Annotated in this window: 26 protein-coding genes; 17 read left to right on the top strand and 9 right to left on the bottom strand. The window is 72.3% G+C overall.

Translation table 11 applies throughout. The features are described 5' to 3' along the window. Positions 1-10: 10 nt before the first annotated feature. Together IEZ27_RS19635 and IEZ27_RS19630 are read left to right on the top strand one after the other, a co-directional pair. Positions 11-718: a response regulator gene (locus IEZ27_RS19635; protein ID WP_189648565.1), complete on the top strand. Its 708-nt coding sequence runs from the start codon at positions 11-13 to the stop codon at positions 716-718. Positions 719-1,028: 310 nt separating this feature from the next. Further along, positions 1,029-1,436: a DUF402 domain-containing protein gene (locus tag IEZ27_RS19630; protein ID WP_189648564.1), complete on the top strand. Its 408-nt coding sequence runs from the start codon at positions 1,029-1,031 to the stop codon at positions 1,434-1,436. Positions 1,437-2,286: 850 nt separating this feature from the next. On the opposite strand, the gene IEZ27_RS19625 is transcribed toward IEZ27_RS19630, so the two are convergent. Continuing rightward, positions 2,287-3,765, bottom strand: coding sequence for an alpha/beta fold hydrolase (locus tag IEZ27_RS19625; protein ID WP_189648563.1), 1,479 nt, complete (start codon positions 3,763-3,765; stop codon positions 2,287-2,289). Positions 3,766-3,960: 195 nt separating this feature from the next. Here IEZ27_RS19625 and IEZ27_RS19620 point away from each other — a divergent pair, with 195 nt between their 5' ends. Together IEZ27_RS19620 and IEZ27_RS19615 are read left to right on the top strand one after the other, a co-directional pair. Beyond that, positions 3,961-4,488: a P-loop NTPase family protein gene (locus IEZ27_RS19620; protein WP_189648562.1), complete on the top strand. Its 528-nt coding sequence runs from the start codon at positions 3,961-3,963 to the stop codon at positions 4,486-4,488. A 165-nt stretch (positions 4,489-4,653) separates the two neighbouring features. Beyond that, complete coding sequence (locus tag IEZ27_RS19615) at positions 4,654-5,250, top strand: hypothetical protein (protein ID WP_189648561.1); 597 nt, start codon at positions 4,654-4,656, stop codon at positions 5,248-5,250. Positions 5,251-5,400: 150 nt separating this feature from the next. Here the strand turns inward: IEZ27_RS19615 and IEZ27_RS19610 are convergent, their stop codons facing one another. The 4 genes from IEZ27_RS19610 to pdhA all read right to left on the bottom strand — a co-directional run bounded on the left by IEZ27_RS19610 (position 5,401) and on the right by pdhA (position 9,724). Beyond that, positions 5,401-5,829 carry a GNAT family N-acetyltransferase gene (locus IEZ27_RS19610; protein ID WP_229824131.1) on the bottom strand — a complete coding sequence of 143 codons (429 nt, stop codon included), beginning with the start codon at positions 5,827-5,829 and terminating at the stop codon, positions 5,401-5,403. 334 nt (positions 5,830-6,163) lie between these two features. Then, on the bottom strand, positions 6,164-7,603 hold the full coding sequence (locus tag IEZ27_RS19605) for a dihydrolipoamide acetyltransferase family protein (protein ID WP_189648559.1): 1,440 nt from the start codon (positions 7,601-7,603) through the stop codon (positions 6,164-6,166). Beyond that, complete coding sequence (locus tag IEZ27_RS19600) at positions 7,600-8,616, bottom strand: alpha-ketoacid dehydrogenase subunit beta (protein ID WP_189648558.1); 1,017 nt, start codon at positions 8,614-8,616, stop codon at positions 7,600-7,602. The genes IEZ27_RS19605 and IEZ27_RS19600 overlap by 4 nt, the downstream gene beginning before the upstream one ends. A 1-nt stretch (position 8,617) precedes the next feature. Next, positions 8,618-9,724 (bottom strand): pyruvate dehydrogenase (acetyl-transferring) E1 component subunit alpha, encoded by a 1,107-nt coding sequence (gene pdhA / locus IEZ27_RS19595; protein WP_189648557.1) that lies wholly within the window; start codon positions 9,722-9,724, stop codon positions 8,618-8,620. A gap of 120 nt (positions 9,725-9,844) precedes the next feature. Between pdhA and IEZ27_RS19590 the strand changes: the two genes are divergently transcribed. Further along, positions 9,845-10,354 (top strand): Lrp/AsnC family transcriptional regulator, encoded by a 510-nt coding sequence (locus IEZ27_RS19590; protein ID WP_229824129.1) that lies wholly within the window; start codon positions 9,845-9,847, stop codon positions 10,352-10,354. 40 nt (positions 10,355-10,394) lie between these two features. Here IEZ27_RS19590 and IEZ27_RS19585 read toward each other — a convergent pair whose 3' ends face one another. Both IEZ27_RS19585 and paaZ read right to left on the bottom strand, forming a co-directional pair. Beyond that, entirely contained in the window at positions 10,395-11,186 is a 792-nt protein-coding gene (locus IEZ27_RS19585; RefSeq protein ID WP_189648556.1) for an enoyl-CoA hydratase/isomerase family protein, read from the bottom strand. Beyond that, the gene (gene paaZ, locus IEZ27_RS19580) at positions 11,183-13,228 is read right to left on the bottom strand and encodes a phenylacetic acid degradation bifunctional protein PaaZ (RefSeq protein ID WP_189648555.1); all 2,046 of its coding nucleotides are present in this window, start codon (positions 13,226-13,228) and stop codon (positions 11,183-11,185) included. The genes IEZ27_RS19585 and paaZ overlap by 4 nt, the downstream gene beginning before the upstream one ends. Positions 13,229-13,319: 91 nt before the next feature. Here paaZ and paaA point away from each other — a divergent pair, with 91 nt between their 5' ends. From paaA to IEZ27_RS19545, 7 genes are all read left to right on the top strand, one after another. Beyond that, positions 13,320-14,285 carry a 1,2-phenylacetyl-CoA epoxidase subunit PaaA gene (gene paaA / locus IEZ27_RS19575; protein WP_189648554.1) on the top strand — a complete coding sequence of 322 codons (966 nt, stop codon included), beginning with the start codon at positions 13,320-13,322 and terminating at the stop codon, positions 14,283-14,285. After that, complete coding sequence (gene paaB, locus IEZ27_RS19570) at positions 14,282-14,575, top strand: 1,2-phenylacetyl-CoA epoxidase subunit PaaB (protein ID WP_125638654.1); 294 nt, start codon at positions 14,282-14,284, stop codon at positions 14,573-14,575. The genes paaA and paaB overlap by 4 nt, the downstream gene beginning before the upstream one ends. Positions 14,576-14,590: 15 nt before the next feature. Continuing rightward, the gene (gene paaC, locus IEZ27_RS19565; protein WP_189648553.1) at positions 14,591-15,505 is read left to right on the top strand and encodes a 1,2-phenylacetyl-CoA epoxidase subunit PaaC; all 915 of its coding nucleotides are present in this window, start codon (positions 14,591-14,593) and stop codon (positions 15,503-15,505) included. Next, positions 15,502-16,011, top strand: coding sequence for a 1,2-phenylacetyl-CoA epoxidase subunit PaaD (gene paaD / locus IEZ27_RS19560; protein WP_268246071.1), 510 nt, complete (start codon positions 15,502-15,504; stop codon positions 16,009-16,011). The genes paaC and paaD overlap by 4 nt, the downstream gene beginning before the upstream one ends. A 1-nt stretch (position 16,012) precedes the next feature. Next, positions 16,013-17,098, top strand: coding sequence for a 1,2-phenylacetyl-CoA epoxidase subunit PaaE (gene paaE, locus IEZ27_RS19555; protein ID WP_189648552.1), 1,086 nt, complete (start codon positions 16,013-16,015; stop codon positions 17,096-17,098). Positions 17,099-17,201: 103 nt separating this feature from the next. Beyond that, entirely contained in the window at positions 17,202-17,942 is a 741-nt protein-coding gene (locus tag IEZ27_RS19550) for an enoyl-CoA hydratase/isomerase family protein (protein ID WP_189648551.1), read from the top strand. Beyond that, positions 17,939-18,793 carry a 3-hydroxyacyl-CoA dehydrogenase family protein gene (locus IEZ27_RS19545; RefSeq protein WP_189648550.1) on the top strand — a complete coding sequence of 285 codons (855 nt, stop codon included), beginning with the start codon at positions 17,939-17,941 and terminating at the stop codon, positions 18,791-18,793. The genes IEZ27_RS19550 and IEZ27_RS19545 overlap by 4 nt, the downstream gene beginning before the upstream one ends. A gap of 7 nt (positions 18,794-18,800) precedes the next feature. On the opposite strand, the gene IEZ27_RS19540 is transcribed toward IEZ27_RS19545, so the two are convergent. Further along, positions 18,801-19,430, bottom strand: a complete 630-nt coding sequence (locus IEZ27_RS19540; protein WP_125638637.1) for a TetR/AcrR family transcriptional regulator — start codon at positions 19,428-19,430, stop codon at positions 18,801-18,803. A 135-nt stretch (positions 19,431-19,565) separates the two neighbouring features. Here IEZ27_RS19540 and IEZ27_RS19535 point away from each other — a divergent pair, with 135 nt between their 5' ends. Further along, complete coding sequence (locus tag IEZ27_RS19535; RefSeq protein WP_189648549.1) at positions 19,566-20,411, top strand: PHP domain-containing protein; 846 nt, start codon at positions 19,566-19,568, stop codon at positions 20,409-20,411. 13 nt (positions 20,412-20,424) lie between these two features. Here the strand turns inward: IEZ27_RS19535 and IEZ27_RS19530 are convergent, their stop codons facing one another. After that, positions 20,425-21,165: a tyrosine-protein phosphatase gene (locus tag IEZ27_RS19530; RefSeq protein ID WP_125638631.1), complete on the bottom strand. Its 741-nt coding sequence runs from the start codon at positions 21,163-21,165 to the stop codon at positions 20,425-20,427. Positions 21,166-21,328: 163 nt separating this feature from the next. Between IEZ27_RS19530 and IEZ27_RS19525 the strand changes: the two genes are divergently transcribed. From IEZ27_RS19525 to IEZ27_RS19510, 4 genes are all read left to right on the top strand, one after another. Next, entirely contained in the window at positions 21,329-22,483 is a 1,155-nt protein-coding gene (locus IEZ27_RS19525) for an ROK family transcriptional regulator (RefSeq protein ID WP_125638628.1), read from the top strand. Between the two features lie 66 nt (positions 22,484-22,549). Continuing rightward, the gene (locus IEZ27_RS19520; protein ID WP_189648548.1) at positions 22,550-23,224 is read left to right on the top strand and encodes an alpha/beta fold hydrolase; all 675 of its coding nucleotides are present in this window, start codon (positions 22,550-22,552) and stop codon (positions 23,222-23,224) included. 59 nt (positions 23,225-23,283) lie between these two features. Then, complete coding sequence (locus tag IEZ27_RS19515) at positions 23,284-24,141, top strand: PhzF family phenazine biosynthesis protein (protein ID WP_189648737.1); 858 nt, start codon at positions 23,284-23,286, stop codon at positions 24,139-24,141. A gap of 222 nt (positions 24,142-24,363) precedes the next feature. Continuing rightward, entirely contained in the window at positions 24,364-26,052 is a 1,689-nt protein-coding gene (locus IEZ27_RS19510) for an RICIN domain-containing protein (protein WP_189648547.1), read from the top strand. Positions 26,053-26,145 lie beyond the last annotated feature (93 nt).

Raw genomic sequence — 26,145 nt, 5'->3', positions numbered from 1 at the left:
AAGCAGGTGCATGATCAAAGTTCTCGTGGTCGACGACCAGGTGCTCATCCGCGCCGGTCTGGCCGCGCTCCTTCGCGCCGCGGGCCTGGAGGTGGTGGGCGAGGCAGCCGACGGCGAGGAGGCCGTACGCCTGGCCGTCACGCTCCGCCCCGACGTCATCCTGATGGACATCAGGATGCCCGGCATCAGCGGCCTGACCGCGACCGAACGCATCCTCGCCGCCGCACCCGACCCGCCGCCGAAGGTGCTCATCCTGACCACGTTCGACCTCGACGAATACGTCTACAACGCGCTGCGCCTGGGCGCCGGCGGCTTCCTGCTCAAGGACACGCCGCCCGAGCGCCTGATCGCCGCCATCCACACGGTCGCGGCGGGCGACATCCTGCTGGCCCCGGCCGCGACCCGCCGCCTGATCGAGGCGTTCACCGAGCCGCCCGCCCCGCTCCCCTCCCCCTCCCTCGACCGGCTCACCGGACGCGAGACGGAGGTGCTGCGGCTGGTCGGGCACGCGCTGTCCAACAAAGAGATCGCCGAACGGCTGTCGGTGAGCGAGGGCACGGTCAAGACCCACCTCAACCGGCTGATGGCCAAGCTGGGGCTGAGCAGCCGCGCGCAGGTGGTGGTGGTCTCGTACGACGCCGGCCTCGTAAGACCCGGCCACTCCCATCCCACCGCCACCCCACCCCCCGACCCCGGCCCCACCCCCTCCCCCGCCTGACCCAGCCCTGCAAAACGCGCGCCGCCCGGCCCGCGATTCCAGCTCATGTTCTGTGGCTGCCGCCAGGACCACGAACGTGAACGCCCCCTTGGTGCCCGAGTCAACGTTCTCCGTCCAGTCGATGAGCAGAGCGCTCCCCTTCTTGGGGCGGGCAACGGCTTACCCCAATACGATCCATTTGTGTGAGTGCGGACCAACCTCCTCAGATGGAAGCGATCCCGGAGCGGATCACTGTGCTGCGCGGCGAGCTGCCGTGCCCGGGTGTCCGGATCGGCCGGGTCGCGGCGTACGAGTTCGACATCCCGGAAGCATGTACGTTCGCCCGGACGCGGGGCGCCGACAACGTGCCTTCCTGCTGCTGGACGAGTCGGTACAGCTCAACCAGCCGGTGGTGTTCAAACCGGAGCACGCCGGCTGGTGGTACATCGACCTGGTCGAGATCCGGGAGAGCGGCGACACGGTCCGCGTGACCGACCACTACGTCGACTTCATCGTCGGCCCGCCCGGACTTCCCTACCGGGTGCTGGATCTACACGAGCTGGGCGAGGCGCTGACGTCGGGCAAGCTCACCACGTCGCAGGTCGCGCACGTCCTGGCCGCCGCCCAAGCCTTCGCCGACAAGCACCTACAGGGCAAGGGACACCGAGGACAGCAGTGGCCGGACTTCCCACCGGCCGCGCTGTCGCCTGTACGCGAGATCGAGATTCCCGGCTTCTGACCGGCGACCGGCGAACCCTGGGTGCGCCGACGGGCATGCCCCTTCGCGTAGGGGGGCTCGGCAACCTACAGCCGGCAGCCGAGCGGAGACCGCCTACGGACGGGAAAGGAATGATCCTGCAAAGGGTGAGGGCCTCCGGCTCAGTGCAGATTGCGCCAGCAAGCACCGAACCAAAAGGCCCTCACGCCCAACCGTAACGCGCGATCGGCTCAGCCGTGTGCCTACGCTCAGATCCCTCGTAGCAGCTTTCTGTAACCGGCGCGCTTGCCTGATCCTCGAAGCCTGTTATGTCCGGATGTTTCCTGTCACCGGTCTCGCTCTGAGGTGCGGGATACCTGCCCCTCCAGGAGAAGGCAGGGACGATGTGGGTCCGTGTAGCCTCCGCCTGTGCAGCCTCTGCCCGTGCGGCCGGAACTGCCTTGAGGGTCTACATGCCTTGAACTTGCTCGGCCACAGGCGCCGGCAGCCTGGGCTCTCAGTCGGCTTGGGCCCAAGCCGGTTCACCCGACGTCCTTCGGCCCAAGGGGACGGATCTGCGTGGCACGATGGCGCGATCAGTGAGTCGCCCATACCCGCGAAGATGGCCGTTCACATGGGGGCGGCGGGCACCTCGCCGAAGCCCTACGGTCCCAGACCGCACACCCCGGACTACGTGGGGCCCTGGACGACGCGGGGACCCGGACGACGCGGAGCCCAGGACGACGCCGGGACCCGGGCAGCTCAGCCCCCGACAACTCGACCCCAGACGGCGCAGCTCCGGACGGTGCAGCTCCGGACGGTGCGGCATCGGATTTTCGGCGGGCTGCTTGTTCGTTTCAGGGGTTGTGGGTCGCTGGGGTTTCTGTGGTTGTCAGCATTGGGTGTTTTGAGGGGGCATGGTTTGGTCGGTGAAGTAGCGGTTGATGAGGTCGCGGGCGCAGGGGTTGAAGCCGTAGAGGGTGTGGCCGGGGCCGTCGTGGCGGATGGTGGTGCTGCCGGGGACGGCGGCCAGGGCGCGTTGCACCGCGTCCGACTCGCCCCAGGCGCCCGCGCCCAGGATGGGCGGTACGCCCTTGGGGAGAGGGGCGGGCGGGTTGGTGACCGCTGCCGGCCAGCCGATGCAGGCGAGAGTTGCCGAGGCCAGCGTGTTGGCGGTGCCGGTCAGAGGGGCGATCTTGCGGAGGCGGGCGTCGGTGGTCGTCAGCTCTTTGAGGTTCGGGTAGCGCGGCCAGTCGAGGCATTCGGTGACGGGGGTGGACTGGTCCGGAAAGCGAAGGCCCTGGGCAGGGACGAAGTCGGACGCGTCGCCCTTGTCGGCCTTGCGGATCGCCTTCGCCAGGGCGGGCCAGGACGGCGCTCCCTGGCGAGCCATGAACAGGGCGAGGGACTGCAGGTCGCGGGTGTCGTATGCCACGTTGGCCGTCGTGGTCGGGATGGGCATGCGGCGGGCACGGTCGACGAGCTTGCGCCACAGGCCGGGTGTGTCCTGGCAGTCATGGGTGGCGCACCAGGTGAAGAAGCGTCGCATGGCCTCGTCGTTGGACTTCGCCATCTCCTCCAGTTCGCGCGGCCAGTCGGCGGTGCTGTGGTTCCAGGTGCCGTCGAGGACCATCGTGCGGATCTGGCCGGGGAAGAGGCGGGCGTAGTCCTGGCCGTAGAAGCCCGCGTAGGAGGCGCCGTAGTAGTTGAGTTTCGCGCCGCCCAGGGCCTTCCTGATCGCTTCCATGTCTCTGGCCTGGTCGGCGGAGCTCATGTTGGCGAACAGTTCGGGGTCTTTGCGGCGGCAGGGCTCGGCGTAGCCGCGGTCGGTGTCGGACAGGCGGCCGAAGTCGGCTTCGTCCTGCGGGCCTTCCGGGATGGGGAGGCGGGTCCAGAGGCACGGGAGGCCGGTGCTCAGGCCACCGAACTGCTCGCCGTAGCCGCGGGTGTCCCAGGTGACGATGTCCATGCGCTCGCGTAGCCGGGTCCACCAGTCGGGGACGGATTCGGTGGTGGCTATGCCAGGGCCTCCGGGGCCGCCGTAGGAGACCAGGACGGAGCCTTCGGAGGTGCCGGTCGCGTTGAGTTTGCCCAGCTTCAGTGTGATCTTGCGGCCGTCGGGCTTCTGCCAGTCCACCGGGACCTGGAGGTCGGCACACGTCATGCCGATCTTGTCGTTGGGGCAGGGCTGCCAGGTCAGGGAGGATTTGGCGGGTGGGGTGGGGAGGGTGGCCGAGGAGACGAAGGTTCGGCTCTCGCCCGTGATCGCGGTCCTGTCTCCGATCGTTGTTGTGCGGGGGGTGGCGGCTGCGGCGGGGTGGCCGTACGTGACCAGCACAGCCGTCAGGACGACGGCGAGAGGTTTCAGCATGCGGTCATGATTGCGGCGCGGGGGTCGGGAGCGCGTCGGACCAGGGGTTGGTCTTGAGGAGGTGAAGTCCTACCACGGGTTGTCAGACCGTGGTCTGTCAGCGCCGCAGGCCGGGTGGGACTGCGGGGGCTTCTCTGCTCGTTTCGGCGTGGCGGACGGAAGGGTGCCGGCTCGCGGGTGCGCTAGCCTGCGGGGATGCGTCGGATCCTGGTGGCGGGCATCAGCGGGGCGGGCAAGTCCACCCTCGCGCGGGCCCTGAGCAGTCGTCTGTCCGTGCCCTACCACGAGATGGACGCCCTGTACTTCGCCGGTCCCGGCTGGGCGGTGGACGAGATGTTTCCCGCGCGGGTCGCCGAGATCGCCGGGAGCCCGGCGTGGATCTTCGATTCCTTCGGCTATCCGGAGGTGCGCGACCTGCTGTGGGAACGTGCCGACACCGTCGTCTGGCTCGACTATCCGCGCCGGGTCGTCATGCCGCGTATTCTGCGGCGTTCGCTGCGCAGGACGCTTCTGCGCGAACCGGTCTTCAACGGCAATCGGGAGACGGTCGCGGGATGGTTCCGGGGTGACCATCCGGCCTGGTGGGCGTGGTCGCAGCACGCGTCCCGGCGGGCGGAGATCCGGCGGCGTGCTCGCGACCCGCGTTTCGCTCCCTTGCGGGTGCTCCGCTTCAGCAGCACGTACTCGTCGGCGGTCTGGCTGCGGTCGCTCAGGCAGGTCTGAGTCGGGGCTGGTTCTCCTCTCGCGGCTTCGGTACGTCGCTGACGGTCGCGTTCACGGGGGCAGCGGTTGCGGCGGGCCGGTCCGGATGGACCAGGAGCCCAAGATTCTGGACCTCTCGCTTCGCGGGGCTCGATGCGGCCGGGGGCTGGTCGGCAGAGTCGGGGCATGGTTGAGATTTCGTCCGTGCAGGGCGAGGCGCAGGGTCGCCGCTCCCCCGTGGGTCGGGTGCTCATGGCTGTCGCGCGTCGATGGCCGACCTGGCTTGGGCTGGCGTTCATGGGGTTCACCGTTCTGGACCTGAAGGACGGTCGGGATGCGGCTCTGGTGGTGTTTCTGGCCGCGCTCATCTATCTCGCCACGGCGGTGACGGGGAGGCCGGGCGTGGTCTGGCCGATGTTCGGGGCGTCGGTGGTGGCGGTGCTGGTGTTGCGGCTGCTCGACCTCGATCCGTGGCCGGGGCTGGTCGGGGGTGCGGTGTGCGTCGCGGCCGTGGGCCTGGGGGGTGGACTGCTGCATACGCCGTGGCTCGGAGCCGTGCAGGTTCCCGCCATGCTGGTCTTCGGCGCGGCGTCGGTGGCCGCGCTGTCCCTGTCGCCCGCGCTCGGCGGTTGTCTCGTCGCCGCCGCCCTGATCGGGCACGCCACGCTGGACGTGATCGTCTGGCGCAGGAACAAGGTGGTGGCTCGATCGCTGGCCGAGTTCTGTGCCGCACTCGATCTGCCGCTCGGTGTGGCGGTCCTGGTGTTGACGTTCACGGCCTAGGCAGGCGATTGCGCGCAGCCATGAGCGGTCGTACCTCGTCGTTCGGCGCGGTGCGATCGGCCGACGGGGGCGAGCGTGACCGGCGGTGTTCTTCGGCGGCCCGAGTGGGCCGCGTCGAACCCCGCCGGTCACGCTCGCCTGGTTCACCGGTCAGGCGGCCGTGAAGGAGATCCACACGTCCGGCGGGACGTCAGGGCGGTTCGGGACCGCTCGGCGTTCCTCCGTCCACGCCTCGCCGGCGATCTCGGTGGCCACGCGCCTCCAGAACGCCACGGCTGCCTCGTTCGAGTCCTGGAAGGCGATCTCCCAGGGGCCGGGATGCCGGGAGATCACCTCTCGCACAGCCACCATCCCGATGCCGGAGCGGCGCGCTCCCCGTACGACGAAGAAGCTGTTCAGGACCCGCTCAGGGCCGGACAGCGCGCGCACGAACGCGAACCCGACCGGGTGGTCGTCGCTGGTGAACAGGTAGGACGCCCAGTCGGCGTCCTGGAACGCGGCATGCAGGCGGTCACTGTGATAGGTGGCGTCAGGGGCGGGAAGACCGCCCTGGAACTCCGACATGTCGTGGCGGAACATGAGCCAGAGTCGTTCGATTGTGGGGAGATCTGCGGCGCTCGCGGGCCGCACGGTTGCTTGCAGAGTGGTCATACAAGCAGCTTCCGGCCGAAATCAACATCCGGCCGGAAGGTAAGAATAGCACTATTTGATCACCAGAACGCAAGCCGGTGCACAGCGGTCAGGGTGAGGGGCCGGGTGTCTTCGGCGGGAAGGCGTTCGTGCTGGGCGTGGGATGGGCGGATTCGCGGAAGGTCGGGAGGAAGGTGGCTAGCGGCTGGTCTTCGGGGCCGGGGATTCGGTGGCGGGACGTACGCACGTGTCGGTTACCCCGTTCTGCCGGGGTAACCGTGAACTACACGTGGGCGAGCAGGACGGCGGGGTTCTCCACGCAGTCGGCGACGAAGCGGAGGAAACCTCCGGCGGCTCCGCCGTCGCATACTCGGTGGTCGAAGGTCAGGGAGAGCTGGGTGACCTTGCGGGGCACCACCGCGCCGCCGTGCACCCAGGGGCGGTCGATGACGCGACCCACGCCGAGGAGCGCGGCCTCCGGGTGGTTGATGATCGGGGTGGAGCCGTCCACGCCGAAGACGCCGTAGTTGTTGAGGGTGAACGTGCCTCCGGTCAGGGCCGCCGGTGGGAGGCCGCCCGAGCGGGCCAGGGTGGTCAGGCGGGTGAGTTCGGCGGCCAGTTGCGCGGTCGTCATGAGGTGCGCGTCCCGTACGACCGGGACGACGAGGCCGCGGTCGGTCTGGGCGGCGAAGCCCAGGTTGATGTGGCCATGGCGGACTATTTCGGCTCTCGCCGTGTCCACCGAGGAGTTCAGTTCCGGGAAGCGTCGCAGGGCGGCCACGCAGGCTCGGGCCAGGAGGGCCAGCAGGCCGATGCCCAGGTCCGGGCTGGTCCGGCGGAGGGTGTCGCGGGTGGCGAGGAGGTCGGTGGCGTCCGCGTCGACCCAGGTGGTGGCGTCGGGGATCTCGGTACGGCTGCGGGTCAGCTTGTCGGCCACGGCTCGGCGCACGCCTCGGAGGGGGATGCGTTCCGCCGTCAGCGCCGTGAAGGCTCCAGGGTTTGTGGTGGCCGGGCCGGGGGGCGGCGTCGTGGGGGCCGCCGGGGTGACGGCTGCCGGGGCGGGGGTGGCGAGGGCGTGTTCGACGTCGCGGCGCAGGATCACGCCGTGAGGTCCGGTGGGGAGGATCGCGGTCAGGTCCACGCCGTGCTCGCGAGCCATCCGGCGGACCAGCGGCGAGATCACGCGAGCCGCACGCTCCGGCCCGCCCGAGGACGAAGGTCCAGTCGCGGGCGCGGGCGCGGAGGTGGGCGCGGGAGCGGAGGTGGGAGCGGGCGCGGGGGTGGGAGCGGGCGTGAGGGCCGGGGCGGAGGTGGGTTGGGGGGACTTGGGGTGGGGGGAACGGCGGCGGCGGGTGGGGGAAGCGGGGGCGGTGCCGTACCCGATCAGGACGTTGCCCGAGCCGGCGCGTTCCTCCTCCCGGTATCGGGCCGCCGCGGGGTCCTCCCCCGTCGAGGTCTCGGGCGGTACGGTCGCGGAGCCGATCTCGATGAGGGGCTCCCCCACCGCCAGGACGGCACCCGCGTCCGCGTGCAACCGCAGTACGGTCCCCGCGTACGGCACCGGCACCTCCACCGCCGCCTTCGCGGTCTCCACCTCCACCACGATCTGGTCGATCTCCACGGTGTCCCCGGGGGCGACCTTCCACTCGACGATCTCGGCCTCCGTCAGGCCCTCGCCGAGGTCGGGCAGCCGGAACACCTGCCGCGCGGCGGTCGCCGTCATGACGCCTCCCCGGCGAGGTGCAGCAGGTCGGGCTCGTCGTCGAACTGCAGCCGGTCCACGGCGTCGAGCACGCGGTCGACGTCGGGCAGGTGCGAGTGTTCGAGTATCGGCGGCGGGTACGGGATGTCGAACCCGGTCACGCGCAGCACCGGCGCGGCCAGCGAGTGGAAGCACCGCTCCTGTACGCGGGCCGCGATCTCCGCCCCCACCCCGGCGAACCCCTGGGCCTCCTGGACGACCACGCAGCGGCCCGTCTTCCGTACCGAGGCGACCACGGTCTCGTCGTCGAACGGGACGATCGTCCGCAGGTCGACCACCTCCAGCGAGAGGCCGTCCTGGGCCGCGGTCTCGGCGGCCTGGAGCGCCACCGGCACGCTGGGACCGTAGGCGACCAGCGTGGCGTCGCGTCCCTCGCGGCGTACCACCGCCCGGCCGAACCCGGCGGCGCGGCGGTCGGCGGCCGACGTCTCGTCCTTCGACCAGTACAGCCGCTTGGGCTCCATGAAGATCACCGGGTCGGGGTCAGCGACGGCGTCGCGCAGCAGCCAGTACGCGTCGTCGGGCGTGGCGGGCGTGACGACCTTGAGCCCCGGCGTGTGGGCGTAGTACGCCTCGCTGGAGTCGCAGTGGTGCTCGACGCCGCCGATGCCGCCCGCGTACGGGATGCGGATCACCATCGGCAACGACAGCCGCCCGCGGGTGCGGTTGCGCAGTTTGGCCACGTGCGAGGCGATCTGCTCGAAGGCCGGGTAGGCGAAGGCGTCGAACTGCATCTCGATCACCGGGCGGAACCCGCCCATGGCCAGGCCGACGGCCAGGCCCACGATCCCGGCCTCGGCCAGGGGCGTGTCGAAGCAGCGTTCCTCGCCGAACTCCCTGGTCAGGCCGTCGGTGACGCGGAAGACGCCGCCGAGCAGGCCCACGTCCTCGCCGAAGACGAGGACACGCTCGTCCTCGCGCAGGGCGTCGCGCAGGGCGGCGTTCAGCGCCTGGGCCATGGTCATCGCGGTCATGTCAGTCCTCCCGCGCGGTCAGCTCGGACGCCAGCAGGGCCCGCTGCTCGTTCAGCTGGGGCGTCGGCTCGGCGAAGACGTGGTCGAACAGCTCGAAGGGGTCGGCCCGCGGGTCGGCGTTCATCTCGTCGCGGAGGCGGGCGGCGTACTCCTCGGCGGCCTTGTGGGCGGCGGCGACGTCCTCGGCGGCGAGCAGGCCGCGCTCGCGCAGGTACGTCTCCAGCCGGGCGAGCGGGTCGGCCGACTCCCACTGCTCGACCTCCTCGCGCTCCCGGTAGCGGGTGGGGTCGTCGGCGTTGGTGTGGGGGTCCATGCGGTACGTGTGCGCCTCGACGAGGAAGGGGCCGCCGCCGGTCCTGGCGTGCGTCACGGCGGCGGTCAGGACCGAGAGCACGGCGACGAGGTCGTTGCCGTCCACCTGCTCGGAGGGGATACCGTAGCCGATGCCCTTGTACGCCAGCGCCGGGGCCGCGCTCTGCTTGGCCAGCGGCACCGAGATGGCGTACTTGTTGTTCTGGACGAGGAACACGACGGGCGCGCGCAGGACCGCGGCGTAGTTGAGCGCCTCGTGGAAGTCGCCCTCGCTGGTGCCGCCGTCGCCGATGAAGGCCATGACGACGCCGTCCTCGCCCTTGCGGCGCATGGCCTCGGCCATGCCGACGGCGTGGATCGTCTGGGTGGCCAGGGGCGTGCACTGGGGCGCGACGCGCGTGGCGGCGGGGTCGTAGCCGCAGTGCCAGCCGCCGCGCAGCAGGGTGAGCACCTCGACGGGGTCGAGGCCGCGGGAGACCAGGGCGACGGAGTCCCGGTAGGTGGGGAAGAGCCAGTCGTCCTCGCGCAGCACGAGGACGCCGGCGATCTGGCACGCCTCCTGGCCTCGGCTGGACGGGTACACGGCGAGCCGGCCCTGCTTGGTCAGCGCGGTCGCCTGGCGGTCGAAGCGGCGGCCCAGGACCATCCGCCGGTACGCCTCCACCAGTTGCCCGTCCGCGGGCGCCGAATAGCCGGCGGGCGGCTCGACGGCCGTGCCGTCCTCGGCGACGAAGCGCACCGGCAGGGGTGAGGGCAGCAGGTCGTCCACCGTCTGGGGACTCCTCCTCACGGACATGGCGACGCTCACTTTCTCTGGACGTTTGTGAGGGAAAGCGTCCGCTTCCGGAACCATCCGTTCAAGACATCAGGCATGATGAGCGACAAATGGCTTTATATCGGATTTTGGGAGGGCCAATTGTCGACCAACGAGGGTGCTGAAGGCGGCTGGCCGGGACGTTCGGCCGCACATCTGGACGGGGTGGACCGGGCGATCATCGCCGAGCTGCTGCGCGACGGCCGCATGTCGATGCGCACCCTCGCCGAACGCGTGCACGTCTCACGCGCCAACGTCTACGCCCGGCTCACCCGGCTGATGGACGACGGCGTGATCACCGGTTTCACCGCCGAGCTGGCGCCGCACCGGGCGGGGCTGGGCACCAGCGCGTACGTGTCGGTGACGATCGAGCAGAACTCCTGGCGGCAGGTCACGGCCAGGCTGCGCGAGACCCCGTACGTGGAGCACTTCGCCATGGTCGGCGGCGACTACGACGTCCTGGTGCTGGTCAGGACGCCGGACAACGCGGCGCTCAGGCACGTCGTGCTGGAACGCATCCAGGACATCCCAGGCGTACGGGCCACCCGTACCTGGCTGGTGTTCGAGGAGGCCCGCGGCCGGGGCGCGGAGTGGGGGGCGCACGAGAGCTGACGCGGCGGCCCGGACGTCCCGCGAGGGCGTCCGGGCCGGCTCAGCGGCCCTCGAAGACGGGCCTGCGCTTGGCGAGGAACGCCTCGACCGCGCCCGCGTGGTCGGCGGTCAGGCCCAAGCGGGCCTGGGCCTGGGCCTCGGCGGCGAGCACCGCGCCGAGGTCCTGCTCCCACGACTGCGCGATCAGCCGCTTGGACGCGGCGTAGGCGGCGGTCGGCCCGGCCGCGAGCCGGGCGGCCAGCTCCCGTCCCGCCACGGCCACCTCGGTATGCGGGACCACCCGCGCCGAGATGCCCCACGCGGCCGCCTGCGCGCCACTGAAGGGCTCGCCGAGCAGCACCAGCTCCTTGGCCCTCAACTCCCCGACCGCGCGCGTGAGCGTCACGGACAGGCCGGAGTCGCAGGTCAGCCCGACCCCTGTGAACGCCGTGGCGAGCACCGCGTCCTCGGCCAGGACCCGCAGGTCGCAGGCCAGCGCGAGGGCCAGTCCGGCGCCGACACAGGCGCCCTCCACGGCGGCGACGACCGGTTTGCCCATCGTGGCGAGGAGCCGCACGACCGGCGCGTAGTCGGCCTCGACGGTGTCGAAGGCGTGGCCGGGGTCGGCGCGCAGGGCCTCCGCGTGTTCGGCGAGGTCCTGGCCGACGCAGAACGCGCCGCCCGCGCCGGTCAGCAGCACGGCCCGGACGGAGTCGTCGTCCGCGACCTCCTCCAGCGCCCGGCGCAGGGCGTTCTTGCACGCGGCGTCCAGCGCGTTGCGCCGTTCGGGACGGTGGAGCGTCACCACCGCCACGCCGCCGTCGTGTTCGAGCAGGACCGGGGTGTCGGTCACGTCAGTCCTCCGGGCCAGGTCTTGGCCACGAGGGTCAGGACGTCGTACGTGGCGACGGGGACGTCGTCCTGGTTGGTCACGGTGGCGTCCCAGCGGACCTCGCCGTAGTCGGCGTTGCCGCGCGGCGTGATCTGCTTGACGGTCAGCGTGACGCTGATCGCGTCGCCGGCCTTGACGGGCGTGAGGAACCGCAGGCCGTCGACGCCGAAGTTGGCCAGCACCGGGCCCGGCGCCGGGTCCACGAACAGCCCGGCGGCCAGGGAGACCACCAGGTAGCCGTGGGCGACGATGCCGCCGAACAGCGGGTTGCGGGCGGCGGCCTCGGGGTCGGTGTGGGCGTAGAAGGTGTCGCCGGTGAAGTCGGCGAAGTGCTCGATGTCGGCGAGCGACACCGTGCGCGGCGCGGAGGCGATCGTGTCGCCGATCCGCAGCTCGGCCAGCGACTTGCGGAAGGGGTGGACGTCGGACTCGGCGCGGGCCGAGCCGGTCGTCCAGCGTCCGGTGATCGCGGTGAGCTGGTCCGGCGAGCCCTGTACGGCGGTGCGCTGCATGTGGCTCAGGACGCCGCGTACGCCGCCCAGCTCCTCGCCGCCGCCGGCCCGCCCGGGGCCGCCGTGGACGAGGACCGGCAGCGGCGAGCCGTGCCCGGTGGACTCCTTGGCGTCGTCGCGGTCGAGGACGAGGACCCGGCCGTGCCAGGGCGCCAGCCCGAGCACGACGGACCGCGCCACCTGCGGGTCGTGGGTGGCGACGGAGGCGACCAGGCTGCCCTTGCCGCGCGCGGCCAGGGCGACCGCCTCCTCGACGCCGTCGTAGGCGAGCACGGTGGCGACCGGCCCGAACGGCTCCACGTCGTGCGCCTCGGCGGCGCCGGGACGGGCGCGCAGCACGAGCGGCGTCATGAACGCGCCGCGCTCGGGGTCGCCGTCGAGCAGGGACTTGCCCCGCGGGTCGCCGTAGACCACCTCGGCGCCGGCCCGCAGCGCCTCGACGGCCTTGCGCACCTCGTCGCGCTGCCCGAGGCTGGCCAGCGGGCCCATCCGTACGTCGGGGTTGCGCGGGTCGCCGACGGTCACCGCCGACAGGCGCGCGGCCAGCGCCTCGACCACCTGGTCGGCCAGGTTCCCCGGGACGAGCACGCGGCGGATGGCCGTGCACTTCTGGCCCGCCTTGACCGTCATCTCGGTGACGACGCCCTTGACGAACAGGTCGAACTCGGGATCGTCGGGTCGCACGTCGGGGCCGAGGATCGAGCAGTTGAGCGAGTCGGCCTCGACGCCGAGGACGACGCCGCCGTCGAGCACGTTCGGGTGGCGGCGCAGGATGCCGGCGGTGTGGGCCGAGCCGGTGAAGGCGACGGAGTCCTGGACCCTCAGCTCGTCGAGCAGCCCGGTCGCGCTGCCCGCGAGGAGCTGGAGGCTTCCCTCGGGCAGGATGCCCGACTCGATGATCTGCCGGACGGCCAGCTCGGTGAGGTAGGCGGTCTGGCCGGCGGGCTTGACGATCGACGGGAGCCCGGCGAGGAAGGCGGGCGCCAGCTTCTCCAGCATGCCCCAGACGGGGAAGTTGAAGGCGTTGATCTGCACCGCGACGCCCGGCCTGGAGGTGTAGAGGTGCTGGCCGGCGAAGGTGCCGCCCTTGCCCAGGCGTTCCAGGGCGCCGTCGAGGACGACGGTGTCGTTGGGCAGCTCGCGCGCGCCCTTGCCGGCGTAGCTGAACAGGGTGCCGATGCCGCCGTCCACGTCGACCATGGTGTCGCGGGCAGTGGCGCCGGTGCGCGTGGACAGGGCGTACAGGGCGTCCTTGTGTTCGAGCAGGTGCTTGGCCAGCGCCTTGAGCAGGGCGGCCCGCTCGTGGAAGGTCAGGGCGCGCACCGCGGGACCGCCGGTGTCCCTGGCGTACCGGACCATGGCGGCGACGTCCAGCCCTCGGCTGGAGATCCGCGCGACCTCCTCGCCCGTCGCGGCGTCGAGCAGGGGTTCCCCGTCGTCCGCCGCCCGGAACCATCGTCCGGCGGCGTAACTCTCCAGCAGCGCGCTCACGCTGTCTCCTCTCTTGCGCGGAAGCCCCGACTCATGCAACCGTATTACTGACCGAGCGATAAGTAAATAAGACCGATGTCTCGGAGGGACGATGACCACGACGCCGGCGGAGCCGGACCAGGAGGAGCGGCTGCAGGCCGCCTTCGACGCGACCATCGCGGGTCACGACCGGATCGAGCCCCGCGACTGGATGCCGGAGGCGTACCGCAGGACGCTCGTACGCCAGATCGCCCAGCACGCGCACTCCGAGATCATCGGCATGCAGCCCGAGGGCGAGTGGATCGGGCGTGCCCCGTCGCTGCGCCGTAAGGCGATCCTGCTGGCCAAGGTGCAGGACGAGGCCGGACACGGCCTCTATTTGTACTCCGCGTGCGAGACGTTGGGCGTCTCCCGCGCCGAGTTGACCGAACTCCTGCTGACCGGCAGGCAGAAATACTCCTCGATCTTCAACTACCCGACGCTGTCCTACGCCGACGTCGGCACGATCGGCTGGCTCGTGGACGGCGCCGCGATCTGCAACCAGGTGCCCCTGTGCCGCACCTCCTACGGCCCGTACGGGCGGGCCATGATCCGCATCTGCAAGGAGGAGTCCTTCCACCAGCGGCAGGGCTACGAGCTGCTGATGACGATGATGCGCGGCACCGACGCCCAGCGGGAGATGGTCCAGGAGTCGGTGAACCGGTTCTGGTGGCCCTCGCTGATGATGTTCGGCCCGCCGGACGAACGCTCCCCCAACAGCGAACGCTCGATGGCCTGGGGCATCAAGCGCAACTCCAACGACGAGCTGCGCCAGAAGTTCGTCGACATGAGCGTCCCGCAGGCCAAGGCGCTCGGGGTGACGCTGCCCGACCCCGACCTGCGCTGGAACGAGGAGCGCGGGCACCACGACTTCGGGCAGCCGGACTGGTCGGAGCTGGCCGCGGTCATCCGCGGTGACGGGCCGTGCAACACCCAGCGGATGAACCACCGCCGGGCCGCCCACGAGGACGGCGCCTGGGTACGCGAGGCCGCCTCGGCGTTCGCGAGCCGGCCGGCCGCCGAGGCGGGCGCCCGATGAGCCCCGACCGGCGGGAATGGCCGCTCTACGAGGTGTTCGTCCGGGTCAAGCGCGGGCTCAACCACGTCCACGTCGGCTCGCTGCACGCCCCCGACGACGCCATGGCCCTGCGCCACGCCCGGGACGTCTACACCCGGCGCAACGAGGGCGTGAGCATCTGGGTCGTCCGCTCCGAGGCGATCACCGCCTCCAGCCCGGACGAGAAGGACCCGCTGTTCGCGCCGAGTGGCGACAAGGTCTACCGCCACCCGACGTTCTACGACATTCCCGACGACGTCCCGCACATGTGAGAAGGGCGGACCAGCGTGAACGATGACCACGGCAGCATCTTCGACGGCCTGGCCGGCGGGGACTCCGCGCAGTGGGCGTTCGGCACCGACTTCGAGGACCCGCTGGCCGGCGTGGACACGACGGTGCCCGAGGGCGTCGGCCACGCCGAGCTGGCCGCGTACTGCCTCATGCTCGGCGACGACGCCCTGATCATGTCGCAGCGCCTCACGGAGTGGTGCAGCCGCGCCCCCGACCTGGAGGAGGACATCGCGCTCGCCAACGTGGCGCTCGACCTGCTCGGGCAGGCGCGCCTGCTGCTGGCGCGGGCGGCCGCGGCCGACCCCGGCGTGGTGCCCGCGCTGCCCGAGGGCTCGCCGGTGCCTCCCGAGGACGCGCTGGCCTTCTTCCGCGACGCCGGGCAGTTCAGGAACGTACGGCTGGCCGAGGTGGCCAACGGCGACTTCGCGCACGTCGTCGTCCGGTTGCTGCTGTTCTCGACGGCCCGGCTGGCGTTGCTGGAGCGACTGGCCGGCAGCGTGGACACCGTGCTGGCGGCCGTGGCGGCCAAGGGCGTCAAGGAGGTCGCCTACCACCGCGACTGGGCGGGCCGCTGGTTCCTCACCCTGGCCCAGGGCACCGAGGAGTCGCGCCGCCGGCTCGACGACGCGCTCGCCGGGTTGTGGCCGCTGCTGGCCGAGCTGGTCACCGCGCATCCCGTCGAGCTCGCGCTCGCGCGTTCGGGCGCCGGCGTCGATCCCGCCACGCTGCGGGCCGACGTGGACGCCGTCCTCGGCCAGGTGCTCGCCGTGAGCGGCGTACCCCGCCCACCTGGCGGCGAAAGCGACGGCTCTGTAGGGACCGGGCGGGACGGCGGGCACACCCCGGCGCTCGGCGACCTGCTCGCCGAGATGCAGTCGGTCGCCCGCGCACATCCGGGCGGCCTCTGGTGACCCCCCGCGAGCGGGCCGTCGAGGCGGCCGGGCGGGTGCGGGATCCCGAGATGCCGATGCTCACCCTCGCCGACCTCGGCGTGCTGCGCGGCGTCGAGGTGGGGCCGGACGCGGACGGCGAGGTCGTGGTCGCCTCGATCACCCCGACGTACACCGGCTGCCCGGCCATGGCGACCATGCGCGACGACCTCGTGCACCGGCTGCGGGAGGCGGGGTTCCCGCGGGTCGAGGTGCGCGTCGTGCTCGACCCACCGTGGTCGAGCGACTGGATCTCCGAGCGCGGCAGGGCCGCCCTGCGCGAGTCCGGGTTGTCGGCCCCCGGTCCGGCGCGCCGGGTGTCCGGGCCCGTCCCGCTCACGCTCGGGCCGGCGCGTCCCGCTCCGGCCTGCCCGCGCTGCGGCTCGCGGGCCACCCGGCTGACCTCCGAGTTCGGCGCCACCGCCTGCAAGGCGCTCTACGCCTGCGCCGACTGCCTGGAACCGTTCGAGCATGTCAAGGAGATATGAGATGACCACGCTCGCGCCCGCGCCGGCCCGGGCGCACGCCGCCTTCCACACGCTGACCGTGGCGGCGGTCGACCACCTGTGCGAGGACGCCGCGGCGATCACCTTCGCCGTGCCCGGGGAGCTGCGCGAGGCGTACGCCTTCCACGCGGGCCAGTCGCTCACCCTGCGCCGCTTCGTGGACGGGCGGGAGGAGCGGCGGTCGTACTCGATCTGCGCCCCCGCCGGGGACGCGCCGCGCATCGGCGTACGGGAGATCCCGGACGGGCTCTTCTCCACCTGGCTGGTCCGCGACGTACGGCCGGGGACGCGGATCGAGGTGCAGACCCCGACCGGCTCCTGGCGGGCCGACCCCGGGCGCGGCGAGCGGCACCTGTGCGTGGCCGCCGGATCGGGCATCACGCCGATGTTGTCGGTCGCCTCGACGGTGCTGACCCATCCCGGCGCGCGGGTCTCGCTCCTGTACGGCAACCGGACCAGCGGCACCGTGATGTTCGCCGAGGAGCTCGGCGACCTGAAGAACCGGTACGGCCCCCGCTTCCAGCTCGTCCACGTGCTCTCCCGTGAGCCGCGCGACGTCGAGCTGTTCTCCGGCCGGCTGGACGGCGACCGGCTGCGCCGCCTGTTCACCGAGCTGGTGCCGATCGAGACGTTCGACCACGTCTGGCTCTGCGGGCCGCTGGGCATGGTCGAGGACGCCCGGCGGGTGCTGGCCGACCTCGACGTGCCCGCCGAGAACGTGCACGTCGAGCTCTTCTACGTCGACGCTCCCCCGCCGGTGCCCAGGCGGTACGAGGGCGTCCCGGCCGGCGCGACGACCGTGCTGACGACGGTGCTCGACGGCCGCCGGACGACCGCCACCGTCTCGCGCGGGTCGACGCTGCTCGACGGCGCCCAGAAGACCCGCTCCGACCTGCCGTTCGCCTGCCGGGGCGGGGTCTGCGGCACGTGCCGGGCGGTGGTCCGCGAGGGCGCGGCCGACATGCGCCGCAACTACGCGCTCGAACCGGCGGAGGTGGCCGCCGGGTTCGTGCTCACCTGCCAGACGTTCCCGGCCGGCGACCGTGTCACCGTGGACTACGACGCCTGACCGTACGCCACGACGCCTGATCCCGACGCCTGATCCCGACGCCTGTTCCCGACGCAGAGGAGCTTCCCGTGACCGACGCCTTCGCTTCCCCGGTGGAGCGCCCATGACCCTCATCGTCGAGGAGGGCGCCGACCGGGTGGTGTGGCGGCTCAACCGGCCGCAGGTGCGCAACGCGATCGACCGGGAGCTGGTCGCCGCGCTGCACGAGGCGTGCGCCGCCGTCGAGGAGGAGCCGCGCGTCGTCCTGCTCACCGGCGAGGGCACGACCTTCGCCGCCGGGGCCGACATCGCCCAGCTCCGCGAGCGGGACCGCGGCGACGCGCTGCGCGGCATCAACTCCAGGATCTTCGACCGCATCCACCGGCTGCCGATGCCGACCGTGGCCCTCGTGGACGGCTATGCCCTGGGCGGCGGCGCCGAGCTGGCCTACGCCTGCGACTTCCGCATCGGCACGCCGCGCACCCGGATCGGCAACCCCGAGACCGACCTCGGCATCATCGCCGCGGCGGGGGCCGCCTGGCGGCTGGCCGAGCTGGTCGGGGAGCCGCTGGCCAAGGAGATCCTGCTCGCGGGCCGCGTCATGACGGCCGAGGAGGCGCGGGCGGTCCACCTGCTCAACGACGTCGTGGAGCCGGAGGACCTGCTCGCCGCCGGTCACCGGCTCGCCGACCGCATCACGGCGCGGGCGCCGCTGGCGACCCGGCTGACCAAGGCCGTCTTCCACGCGCCGCGCGCCGCGCACCCGTTCGTGGACGACCTCGCCCAGGCGGTCCTGTTCGAGACCGAGGAGAAACACGCGCGCATGACGGCATTCCTGGACCGGCGGAAGGAACGACGCCCATGACCCTGCCACCGAATCTGCCAGAGCTCGTCGGCGTCTTCGGCGGCGGCCGGATGGGATCGGGGATCGCACACGCCTTCCTCGCCGCCGGCAGCCACGTGATCGTCGTGGAGAGCGACCCGGAGGCCGCCGGCCGGGCGCTGGAGCGGGTGACCGGCAGCCTGGCCAAGGCCGCCGAGAAGGGCAGACTGGGCCTGCCCCTCCAGGACGTCCTCGCCCGGCTGCGTACGACGGCCGACCCCGGCGAGCTGACCCCGTGCGAGCTGGTGGTCGAGGCGGTGCCGGAGGACGCGGCGCTCAAGGCCAAGGTGTTCGCCCTGGTCGAACGGCAGGCGCCGGGCGCGGTGCTGGCCACGAACACCAGCAGCCTGTCGATCGGCGGGCTGGCGACCGGCCTGGCCGCGCCGGAGCGTTTCATCGGGCTGCACTTCTTCAACCCCGTCCCGGTGAGCGACCTCATCGAGATCGTCGTCGGGCCGCGTACGGCTCCCGAGCTGGTCGAACGGGCCCAGGAGTGGGCCGCGGCGCTGGGCCGCACGCCGATCACGGTCGCGGACTCGCCGGGCTTCGCCAGCAGCCGGCTCGGCGTCTGCCTGGCCCTTGAGGCGATGCGGATGCTGGAGGAGGGCGTCGCGAGCGCGGCCGACATCGACACGGCCATGACCCTCGGCTACCGCCATCCGACGGGCCCACTGCGCACCACCGACGTGGTGGGGCTGGACGTGCGGCTGGCGATCGCCGAGCACCTGGCCCGCGAGCTCGGGCCGCGCTTCGAGCCGCCGCGCATCCTGCGCGACCTGGTGGCGGCCGGGCACCTCGGCCGCAAGACGGGCCAGGGGTTCTACACCTGGTGAGCCCCGGTCAGGACGCGTGCCTGGCCAGGCCGTCGAACGCGATCGCGGTGACAGCGTCGGCGACCATCGCCCGGTCGTAGCTGCCGTCCGGGCGGTACCACTCCACCAGCGAGTTCACCATGCCGAACAGCAGCCGGCTCACCAGCGTCGGCGGCACGTCGTCGCGCAGGGCGCCCTCGGCGACGGCGTCGGCGACCAGCGCGGCCAGGCGGTCGTCGAGCCAGCGGCGTCGTTCCAGGGCCGCCAGCTCGACCTCGCTGTTGCCGCGCACACGCAGCAGGAGCGTGACGGCGGGCTGGTGCGCGACCAGCACCTCGACGCTGCGCCGCACCACCTCGCGCAGCCGTTCGTGCGCGGTCCGGTCGGCGGCCTCGCCGGAGGCGGCGGTCACGGCGGCGGTGAGCTCGTCGAGCGCGTCGTCGAGGGCCTGGCCGAGCAGTTGCTCCTTGCTCGTGACGTGGTGGTAGATGGCCGGTTTCGTCAGGCCGAGCTCCTTGGCCAGGTCGCCCATGCTGGTGGCGTCGTACCCCTTGCGGTTGAACAGCTCGACCGCGGCGCGCAGGATCGCGGCCTGGTCGTAGCCAGGGCGGCCGCGCCCGCGGCGCGGGGGCGGCCCGGCGGGCTCGGTCGTCGTCACGAATGCAGCATCTCACGGCAGATCAGACGACTTTCCCGATGCGCCGCCCCGGGACGCGGCGGCCCCCGCGGGGTACAGTCGGTGATGATCTTCGCCTGATTCCCCCTGGAGCCTGATTCCCCTGGAGTGAGTCCTGTGACGTTGCCTGCCGACAGCCATGTGCACAGCGAGTGGTCCTGGGACGCCCCGAACGGCGACATGGAGCGTTCCTGCGCGCGGGCGGTGGAGCTCGGCCTGCCCGCGATCGCCTTCACCGAGCACGTCGACCACACCGTCTGGACGGTCGCCCCCGGCGCCCTCGACGGCTACGACCACCTGCTGGCCCTGACCTCCCCGGACGGGCACCTCACTCCCCCGGCCTTCGACGCCGCCGGCTACCTCGCGGCCGTCGAACGATGCCGCGAACGTTTCCCCGGCCTGCGCATCCTGAGCGGCCTGGAGGTGGGCGAGCCCCACCGGCACGCCGACGCCGTCGCCGGCGTGCTCGCCGCCGGAGGGTTCGACCGGGTGCTCGGCTCCCTGCACAGCCTGCCCGCCGGGGAGGGGTTCAGCGAGCCGCCCGGCCTGTACGCGAGCCGCCCCGCGGCCGAGGTCGTCCGGGACTACCTGGCCGAGATCCCCGAGGTCGTCGCGGGCAGCGACGCGTTCGCCGTGCTGGCCCACGTCGACTACCCGGTGCGTTACTGGCCGGTGGAGACCGCCGGGCCGTTCGACCCGAAGGCGTTCGAGGAGGAGTTCCGGCACGCGCTGCGGGTGACGGCCGGGTCCGGGCGGGCGCTGGAGATCAACACGGTGGTGCCGCTGCACGCGACCCTGCTCGGGTGGTGGCGCGAGGAGGGCGGCCAGGCGGTGACGTTCGGCAGCGACGCCCATGAGCCGTCCGTCGTCGCGCGCCGGTTCCGGGAGGCGGCGGACCTGGCGTGGGCGCACGGCTTCCGCCCGGGGCGGGACCCGTACGACTTCTGGGGCCGTACGGGCTGATCCCGGGCGGTCGTCACCGGTCGGTCAGGCGGGCGCGGAGCAGGTCGGCGTCCGCCGGTGGCAGGCCGCCGGCCAGCAGGTACGCCTCCGCCCCGCCGTGCCGGGCGTCCAGGTGGGCCAGGGCGGCGAGCATGGTGCCGGCGGTGATCTGGGCGAACAGGCGGCGTGACCGGTCCCGTACGTCCTCCTCGCGCAGGTCGGCGAGGTGGTCGTCGAGGCGCAGGCAGGCGGCGGTCACGGCGTAGTCGGCGGCCACGTCGTCGTGGGCGACGCCGGCCAGCGAGAGTGCGAGCGCCACCGCGAGGCCGGTGCGGTCCTTGCCGGAGTGGCAGTGGAGGAGGACGCCGCCGGGCGGCGCGTGCGCGATCGCCGACAGGACGGCGGCGAACCGATGGGCGCCCCGGTCGAGGATCACCCGGTAGATGGCGGGCAGGGTGTCGCCCAGTGCCTCCAGGACGGTGTCCTCGTCCCGCAGGACGGGCAGGTGGCGGCGGCCCGGCACGGGCGGGGGCGGGTCGGCCAGGCACTCTGTGGCCAGCCTGAGGTCGGCGACGAGCCGTACGCCGTGGGTCAGCAGCGCCGGGACGCTCTCCGCCCTCGGACGGTCGCCGCGCACCAGCGCGCCCCACCGGATCCGCCCGCCGTCCGCGGTGGGCAGTCCGCCGAGATCGCGTACGTTGGCGCACCCGGGCCACTCCAGCACCCGCGTACGGTCCTGGCGGCTGCCGCTCTCGCCGGCGTCGACGACCGACATCAGTCCCTCTTCTCTCTCAACTTTCGAAGGAATCTTTCATTAGTAGCACCGGCCCTTCCGGAGGGTCAACGGCCAGTTTCGTGGCGTGCGCGGGAGAGATGACCGGCACGTCGACCCCTGGCATATCCTGGGGTTACAGAGGAAACCTACGTTAAGGACGGCGATGGCGGATCTACGCGGCGGCGACCTGTCCCGGTTGAGACAGCTCAACTCGCTGACCGCCATCCGGGCGCTGCGCGGGGCCGGACCGCTCACCCTGTCGGCACTGGCCGAGCGTACGGGCCTGTCGCGGCCGTCCATGAAGGAGGTCGCCGGCGAGCTGATCGACCTGGGCTGGGTGGAGGAGGTGCCGCCGAGTCCCGGCACCATGGGCCGGCCGGCCCGCCGCTACCGCTTCCGCGCCGACAGCGGCTACCTGGTCGGCGTCGACGTGGGCGGGCACAACATCCGCGCCGCCCTGTCCGACCTCGACGGCGAGATCCTGGCCGAGACCCGGCAGCCGGTGTCGCTCGACGCGCCGCTGGAGGAACGCCTGGCCGCGATCGAACGGGCCGTCTCCGGCTGCCTGACGCTCGGCCGCGTCGCGGTGTCCGACCTGTGGATGATCGCCGTCGGCACCATCGGCATGATCGACGTGGAGGGGCGGGTCATCTACTCGGCCGCGGTCCCCTCCTGGCGCGACCTCGACCTGGCGGGCCGGATGCGCGAGATGTTCCCGTGCCAGGTGCTGATCGAGAACGACAGCCGCCTGGCCGCCATGGCCGAGACCCGGCGCGGCGTCGCCCAGGGCGCCAAGGACGTCGTTTTCCTGCACGTCGGCCGGCGCATGGGCGCCGGGCTGATCATCGGCGGCAAGGTGCACAGGGGGTTCGGGGCGGCGGCCGGGGAGATCTCCATGCTGCCCGAGGCCCGCTGGTTCGACGCCCCCGAGCACCTCAACGGCTGCGCGGTCGTCCCCGAGGGCACGCCGCCGGAGGACGCGGCCGGTTTCACGCTGGCCGCCGCCAGGAACGGCGACCCGGTCGCGCTGGAGGCCGTCGGGCGTTTCGTCGACGACCTGGCCCTGGGCGCGGCGGCCATGGTGCTCGTGCTGGATCCGCAGGTCGTGGTGCTGGGGGGCGGGTTCTCGCGGTCGGCGGACGTGTTGCTCGGGCCGCTGCGCGAACAGCTGGAGCGGCGGTGCATGCGCATGCCGGAGGTGCGGGCGTCCACGCTGGGGGACGAGTGCGTGGTGGCGGGCGCGATCGACTACGCCGTCGACCACCTCGACGAGCAGCTCTTCACGCCGGAACGGGGTCCGCTGCCGCTCACGCGCTGAGATCGTACCGATCGGTTCGATTGCTGCTAGCATCAGCCGATCGACGAACGACGAGGAGGGCGGCCCATGGCCACGTACGTCCTGATCCCTGGCATGTGCCACGGCGGATGGTGTTTCGACGACCTCGCCGAGGGGCTGCGCGCACACGGGCACCGCGTGCACGCCCTGACGCTGACCGGTCTCGCCGAACGCGCCCACCTGCTGCACGCCGGGGTCAACCTCGACACCCACCTCCAGGACGTGATCGCCTACATGGAGGCGTACGACGTCCGGGACGCGGTGCTGGTGGGCCACAGCTACGGCGGGATGGTGATCACCGGGGTCGCCGACCGCGTGCCCGAACGCGTGAGCGCGCTGGTCCACATGGACGCCATGGTCCCCGGCGACGGCGACTCCTGCTGGGGCCTGGTGTCCGACCGGGAGCGCGCGTGGTACGCCGACGTGGTGGAGAACGGCTACGGCGTGCGCCCGCTGCCGTTCTTCGACCCCCGCGCGACGCCGCACCCGCTGGCCTCCCTGCTCCAGCCGCTCCGGCTCACCGGCGGCCTGTCCGCCGTCCGGCGCCTGGTCTACGTCTACGCGGCGGCCTGGGACGGCGAGTCCCCCTTCACCCCCACCTACCTCCGGTTGCGCGACGACCCGGCCTGGACCGCCCACGCCCTGGACGGCGGCCACAACCTCATGCGCGACACCCCCGACGCCCTCCTGAAGATCCTCCTTCAGGCGGCCAACCCGAGCTGACCACTCCGTCCGGCCCGGCCGAGGGGTGGTGCCAGGGGTTTCGGTAAGGTCATCCGGTGATGTCCGATCTTGCGGTGATCGTGCGTGCCTGTGTGCGTGACGGGGTCGGCGGCAGTCCGACCGCCGTACTGGCGGACGGCCCGTTCACCGAGGACGAGCGCCGGGCGGTGCCGGTCGGATGCGGCACCTCGCACGCCGTGTTCGTGTCCGCGGACGGCGACGGGCCGGTGTCCCTGCGGTTCTTCACCTCCGAGGGCGAGCTGCCCGCCTGCGGCCACGGAACGGTGGCCGCGCTCGCGGTCCTGGCCGCCCGTACGACCCCGGACCACCGGGTCGCACCGCACGCGGGCGACGCGGAGCGGCGGTTCGTGTTGCGGGCCGGGGGGCGGGTGTTCGGCGGGAGGGTCGTGCGGCGGGGCGAGGGATTCGAGGGGGTGTTCGACCCGGGGCCGGTCGCGGTGCGGGAGACGACGGCCGCCGAACTCGACCTGATCCGGCCGCTCTTCCCCGCGCTCGCCGGGCCTCCCGTCGTCGCCTCCGTGGGACGGCCCCGGCTGCTCGTGCCCGTCGCGGGACGCGCCGAACTGGCCGCCCTGACGCCCGACCTGGACCGCCTGCGCGCGGCGTGCGACCGGCTCGGCTGCTACGTCCACACCGTCCCGACGGCGGACGGGCGGGTCGCGGCCCGCATGTTCGCCCCCTCCATCGGCGTCCCCGAGGACGTCGCCAACGCCAACAGCACCGCCTGCCTGGCCGCACACCTGGCCGGCCGGGGCCTGACCGCCCTCACCGTGGACATGGGCGACTCCCTGTCCCGGCCCGCCACCATCACCGCCACCATCACCGCCACCGCCGAGGGCGGCCCGCAGGGCGTGAGCGTCGCCGTCGGCGGCCTCGCCCTGCTCGGCCCGAACTGAGCCGCCTGCCTCGGTCGGAGAAGGCCGCCTGCATGAATCCTGCAATCGGTTGTTGCAGAAATAACCACGCCACCAGGCAGAACGCCGAGCGGGTTTGCAGTTTTACCTGGACGTATTGACGTTTCCTCCACGTGAAGCCACTGTTACCGCAACCGGTTGTTACGAGCGCGCGCACCTCCCTGATCCTCGAATCCGGCACACCTCCACGAAACGGAGCTGGACGTGCGTAAGAACCATCCCTCGGGAAGGCGGCCGGCGGTCGTGCTGACCACCGGCCTGCTCGCCGCCGCCGGCCTGGTCGCCGTGCTGAACACCCCCGCCTCCGCCGCCCCCGCCGGCGGGAACTACACGCTGGTCAACGGCGCGAGCGGCCTGTGCGCCACCGTGCCGGGCCAGAGCACCGGCGACGGCGTGCAACTCGCGCAGAACGCCTGCGCCGAGTCCGCCGGGCAGGTCTTCACCCTCACCGCCTCGGGGAGCGGCTACCAGATCAAGGCCGCGCACAGCGGCAAGTGCCTCGGCGTACGCGACGCCTCCACCAGCGCGGGCAAGCCCGTACAACAGGAGGGCTGCACCGGCGCCGCCTCCCAGACCTGGCAGCTCACCACCTCGGGCGCCGCCTACCGGGTGGTCAACACCAACGGCGGCAAGTGCCTCAACGTCAAGGACAACTCCACCTCCCCCGGCACGCTCCTGCAGCAGAACTCGTGCGACTCGGCGGCCACCAAGCAGTGGACCCTGAAGCCCGCCGGCGGCGGCCCCACGACCACCCCCACCCCCACGCCGACTCCGACCGTCACGCCGACCACCCCGCCCACCGGCGACGCCCTGTACGCCGCCCCGGGCGGCAGGGACGGCGCGACCGGCACCCGGTCCGACCCGACGACGCTCACCTCGGCCATCACCCGCGTCGCCCCCGGCGGCACGATCTACCTGCGCGGCGGCACGTACGCCTTCTCGCAGACGGTCACCATCGCCCCGGGCAACAACGGCACGGCCGCCGCCCGCAAGAAGTTGTCGGCCTACCCCGGCGAGACCCCGGTGCTGAACTTCGCGGCCCAGAGCGAGGACCCGGCCAACCGCGGGCTGGCCCTCAACGGCTCGTACTGGCACCTGTACGGCATCACCGTCGAGCGCGCCGGCGACAACGGCATCTTCGTCGGCGGCAGCGACAACATCATCGAACGCTCGGAGACCCGCGGCAACCGCGACACCGGGCTGCAACTCTCCCGGATCGCCTCCGACACGCCCCAGAGCCAGTGGCCGGCCCGCAACCTCGTCCTCAGCACGGTCTCGCACGACAACGCCGACTCCGACGGCGAGGACGCCGACGGCTTCGCCGCCAAGCTGACCGTCGGGCCCGGCAACGTCTTCCGCTACGCGGTGTCCCGCAACAACATCGACGACGGCTGGGACCTCTACACCAAGCCCGACACCGGCCCGATCGGCCCGGTCACCATCGAGGACTCACTGGCCTACGACAACGGCACCCTCAGCGACGGCAGCCAGGCCGGGAACGGCGACCGCAACGGCTACAAGCTGGGCGGCGAGGACATCAAGGTCAACCACGTCGTCCAGCGCAACATCGCCTACCGCAACGGCAAGCACGGGTTCACCTACAACCGCAACCCGGGCACGATGACGGTCAGCGGCAATGTCAGCATCGACAACGCCGAGCGCAACTTCTCCTTCGACGCGGGCGGTTCGGTCTTCCGCGACGACACCTCGTGCCGCGGCGGCAGCGGCAGCAACGACAAGATCGTCGGTGACGCCGACGGCTCCAACCAGTTCTGGTCGGGCTCGAACGGGTCCCGCTGCTCCTCCTACGGCGGCACCCTGACGTGGTCCTTCGCCGCGGACGGCCGCCTGGTCGTGACCTTCGGCGGCGTCCCGGTCACCTTCACCCGCTGACCGGCCTCCCGGTCACCTTCGCCCGCCGACCGGCGTCCCGCCCGGGTCCGGGCTCCGAACTCGGGGCCCGGACCTGCGCCGCTCGTCCGGACC

Origin of the sequence: Nonomuraea spiralis (assembly GCF_014648435.1) — a bacterium.
Taxonomy (GTDB): domain Bacteria; phylum Actinomycetota; class Actinomycetes; order Streptosporangiales; family Streptosporangiaceae; genus Nonomuraea; species Nonomuraea spiralis.
The sequence above is the reverse complement of the archived record's forward strand: the minus strand, read 5'-3'. Positions and strand labels throughout refer to the sequence as shown.